Origin of the sequence: Aquabacterium sp. (genome assembly GCF_004297345.1) — a bacterium.
GTDB lineage: Bacteria > Pseudomonadota > Gammaproteobacteria > Burkholderiales > Burkholderiaceae_C > Aquabacterium.
The window spans coordinates 1-4146 of the sequence record NZ_SCTN01000424.1 but is presented as its reverse complement, the minus strand read 5'-3'; the positions used below and the strand labels follow the sequence as shown (position 1 = coordinate 4146).

At 60.9% G+C, this 4146-nt stretch carries 5 protein-coding genes and 1 pseudogene; 2 read left to right on the top strand and 4 right to left on the bottom strand.

Features of this window, described 5'->3' with window-relative positions; translation table 11 throughout:
* On the bottom strand, window positions 1-302 hold a 302-nt coding region (locus EPO09_RS16390; RefSeq protein ID WP_290644527.1), incomplete at its 3' end, for an asparaginase domain-containing protein.
* Window positions 303-391: 89 nt separating this feature from the next.
* Between EPO09_RS16390 and lexA the strand changes: the two genes are divergently transcribed.
* Window positions 392-1102 (top strand): transcriptional repressor LexA, encoded by a 711-nt coding sequence (gene lexA, locus EPO09_RS16385; RefSeq protein WP_290644525.1) that lies wholly within the window; start codon window positions 392-394, stop codon window positions 1100-1102.
* A gap of 117 nt (window positions 1103-1219) precedes the next feature.
* A complete protein-coding gene (locus EPO09_RS16380) occupies window positions 1220-1570 on the top strand; it encodes a hypothetical protein (protein WP_290644523.1) in 351 nt (116 codons plus the stop codon).
* A gap of 128 nt (window positions 1571-1698) precedes the next feature.
* On the opposite strand, the gene phbB is transcribed toward EPO09_RS16380, so the two are convergent.
* The 3 genes and pseudogenes from phbB to EPO09_RS16365 all read right to left on the bottom strand — a co-directional run.
* The gene (gene phbB / locus EPO09_RS16375) at window positions 1699-2436 is read right to left on the bottom strand and encodes an acetoacetyl-CoA reductase (protein WP_290644521.1); all 738 of its coding nucleotides are present in this window, start codon (window positions 2434-2436) and stop codon (window positions 1699-1701) included.
* A 47-nt stretch (window positions 2437-2483) separates the two neighbouring features.
* Complete coding sequence (locus tag EPO09_RS16370; RefSeq protein ID WP_290644519.1) at window positions 2484-3662, bottom strand: acetyl-CoA C-acetyltransferase; 1179 nt, start codon at window positions 3660-3662, stop codon at window positions 2484-2486.
* Between the two features lie 30 nt (window positions 3663-3692).
* Window positions 3693-4146, bottom strand: a pseudogene (locus EPO09_RS16365) (class I poly(R)-hydroxyalkanoic acid synthase); the annotation flags it as partial.

Below are 4146 nucleotides of genomic sequence, written 5' to 3'. Positions count from 1 at the left end.
AACAAGTAGGCCGTTTCTTCCAGCGTATCGGTGCCATGGGCAATCACGATGGCCGACACATCGTCCCTGGCAAGCTGCCGCTGCAACTCGCGCCCCAGGTTCTGCCAGAGCTGCCAGCTCATGTCCTTGCTGTCCACCTGCGCGACCTGCACCACCTCGGTTTGAATGGTGGCCAGATCAGGCATGGCCTTGACCAATTGCGCGATGGACAACTGCCCAGCTCGATAGTCCCAGACCCGATCAGGATCGGCACCCGTGCCAGCGATGGTGCCCCCGGTTCCCAGAATCACAACGTTTTGCATGACCACCCAACTGCCTTTGCAAAAATACTGGACAAACCAGCAGTACTGTATAAAATGACAGCCAACGATTCATCCAGCGTCAGCGACCGATGTCGAACGATAAACCCAAACTCACGCCACGCCAGCAGGAAATCTTCGAGTTGATCCAGCGTGCCATCGCACGCACCGGCGCACCTCCAACCCGTGCTGAGATCGCCTCCGAACTAGGCTTCAAGTCCGCCAATGCGGCTGAAGAGCACCTGCAGGCGCTGGCTCGCAAAGGCGTGATCGAACTGGTCGGCGGCACATCGCGCGGCATCCGTCTCAAGGCTGGCACCCTGCGCACGGTCAATGAAACACGCAAGCGTGGCACGGACACACCATCGTCCAACGTGCTGCCATTCAACCTGCCCTTGCCTGGCCTGGAACAACTGGTCTTGCCATTGATCGGCCGTGTGGCTGCAGGCAGTCCGATCCTGGCGCAAGAACATGTCGAACAAACTTACTCGGTGGAGCCCGGCTTGTTTGCCCGCCGCCCCGATTACCTGTTGCGCGTCAAAGGCATGAGCATGAAAGACATCGGCATCATGGATGGCGATCTGCTCGCTGTGGCCCGTACCCGGGATGCCCGCAACGGCCAGATCGTCGTGGCACGTATCGGCGATGAGGTCACGGTCAAACGCTTCCAGCGCACGCCCAAAGGCATCGAGCTGCTGCCGGAAAACCCGGACTTCAAGCCCATCCTGGTCTCACCCGATCAGGACGACTTCGAACTGGAAGGGCTGGCCGTTGGCCTGATCCGCAACCAGTTGCTGAACTGACTCTCGCGCCACCAGACGGGTGGCGGGCATTTGCGTCACCAGGCCGGTGATGCGATCCCGTCTGGTGGTCCCTGTTGAATCCTGCCGAACTTCATCTGTTGTCAACCGGAGTTCACCATGATTCATCACCTGGCCCGTGCATTTTTCGTCCGCAACGCTGCTACCCAAGGTGCAGCAGGCGATCCCCCATCTGACAATGGCTCACGCCCAGCCAACGCGCCTGCGCAGCGTCCGGTCAAGGCCCGCCCCATCACGCCGTGGGGAACACCACCCGCACGGCAACAGAACCAAGGCCACGGCGCCACGATCGTGTCATTGCGCCCGGCTAATCAACAGAGCGCAGTTGCGCAGCACGTCCGCATCAGCACCGATCCAAGTGATGCCCGCCGCACAGTGATAACCGGCCGCTTTGCCGAAGTCTGCGCTGCACTGGATCGCCTGGTGATGGAACAAGAAGCGGCAGCCTGATCTGCCCCACATTCACCAACGAAAAACCCCGCCAGCATCGCTGCGTGGCGGGGTTACGCGCTGTACCAGAATACCCAAGCATCAAGACTGCCTACTTACGCACGCAGCCTTGGAGGGTCAGCCAGGCATCAGCCCATGTGCAAACCACCGTTGACGGAGAAGTCAGCGCCCGTTGCGAAGCCGGCGTCTTCACCAGCAACCCACGAGACCATCGCCGCGATTTCTTCAGGCGTACCCAGGCGCTTCACAGGGATGGTGGCCACGATCTTGTCCAGCACATCCTGACGGATCGAACGCACCATGTCGGTACCGATATAGCCAGGCGACACCGTGTTCACAGTCACGCCCTTATTGGCCACTTCCTGAGCCAGAGCCATGGTGAAACCGTGCATGCCGGCCTTGGCAGCCGAGTAGTTGGTCTGACCAAACTGGCCCTTTTCACCGTTCACCGAGCTGATGTTGACAATGCGGCCCCAACCGCGGTCCACCATATCGTCGATGACCTGCTTGGTCACGTTGAACAGGCTGTTGAGGTTGGTGTCCATGACCGCATCCCAGTCGGCCTTGGTCATCTTGCGGAACATGCCATCACGGGTGATACCGGCGTTGTTCACCAGGATGTCGATCGGGCCGTGCTCGGCCTTGGTCTTGCGGAAAGCGTCTACCGTCGAATCCCAATCGGCCACGTTACCGACAGAGGCGTAGAAGGTGTAGCCCAACGCCTTTTGCTCATCAAGCCACTTGACGTGGTCACGGCTGGGGCCGCAACCGGCGATCACCTTGTAACCGTCCTTGTGCAGGCGCTGGCAGATGGAGGTACCGATACCACCCATGCCACCGGTCACGTACGCTACTTTTTGGCTCATGAAGTTCTCCTCTTTGGGATGTATGAAAGACTACTTTTCAGTCGGGGTCAGCGTTCGATGGTCAGGGCCACGCCCATACCGCCACCGATACACAGAGATGCGATGCCCTTGTGCGCATCGCGCTTCTGCATTTCATGCAACAGGCTCACCAGAATGCGGCAACCCGATGCACCAATGGGATGGCCAATCGCGATGGCACCGCCGTTCACGTTGACCTTGCTGGTGTCCCAGCCCATTTCATTGTGAACAGCGCACGCCTGTGCCGCAAAGGCCTCGTTGATTTCGAGCAGATCCAGCTCGGCAGGCTTCCAGCCGGCGCGCTCCAGCGCACGGCGTGAAGCTGTCACCGGGCCCATGCCCATGATGGCCGGATCCAGGCCCGAACTGGCGTAGGAAGCGATGCGGCCCAGCACCTTCAAGCCCAATTGCTCGGCCTTTTTCGCACTCATGACCATGACGGCGGCTGCGCCATCGTTGATGCCGGAGGCATTGCCCGCCGTCACGCTGCCGGCCTTGTCAAACGCAGGGCGCAGGCCAGCCAGGGCTTCGGCGTTGCTCTTGCGATTGAGGTATTCGTCCGCATCGAACACCAGCGGATCGCCCTTCTTCTGCGGGATCACCACGGGCACGATCTCATCCTTGAAGCGGCCAGCATCCTGCGCGGCAGCGGCCTTTTGCTGCGAAGCCAGCGCCAAGGCATCTTGTGCCTCGCGGGTGATGCCGTACTGCTTGGCCACGTTCTCGGCCGTGATGCCCATGTGGTACTGGTTGTAGACGTCCCACAGGCCGTCGTTGATCATGGTATCGACCATCTGCCAGTTGCCCATGCGCATGCCGTCGCGCGAGTTGGGCACCACATGCGGCGACATGCTCATGTTTTCCTGACCGCCTGCGATCACGATTTCGGCATCACCGTCACGGATCGCTTGCGCCGCCAGCATGACGGCCTTCAAACCGGAGCCGCACACCTTGTTGATGGTCATCGCGGGCACCGTATTGGGCAAACCGGCCTTGATCACCGCCTGGCGTGCCGGGTTCTGCCCGCAACCGGCTTGCAGCACCTGACCCAGGATCACCTCGCTGATCTGGTCACCGCTCAGGCCTGTGCGCTTGAGCAGCTCCTTGATCACCGTCGCCCCCAGTTCGGACGCAGGCGTCTTGGCCAGGGTACCGCCGAACTTGCCGACGGCGGTTCGGGCTGCTGCAACGATGACGATGTCAGACATGGTGATCTCCTTAAAGGGTCAGATATTCAATCAAGCCTTGCGAAGGACGTAACGACCAGGCGCCGCCTCGATGGGCTGGTAGCGCTTGTTGCCAGGCAGCTTGGGCGCCGGCACCTTGGCACCAGCCTGCTTGCCCAGCCACTCGGCCCAAACCGGCCACCAGCTGCCAGGGTTCTCCTGCGCCGTTGCCATCCATTCCTTGGCCGTTGCTGGCAAGCCTCGTGCCAGGGTGCCGGAAGTCCAATGGCTGCGCTTCTTTTTCTCGGGCGGATTGATCACGCCGGCGATGTGGCCGGAGGCGCCCAGCACGAAAGTTTTGGGGCCCTGCACGATCTGGGTGGACTCGTAAGCCCCACCCCACGGCACGATATGGTCTTCACGCGAACCGTAGATGAAGGTGGGCATGTCCAGACGGCGCAGATCCAGCGGTACGCCGCAGACCGTCACCGCATTGGGCTCGCGCAGCTTGTTTTCCAGATACGTG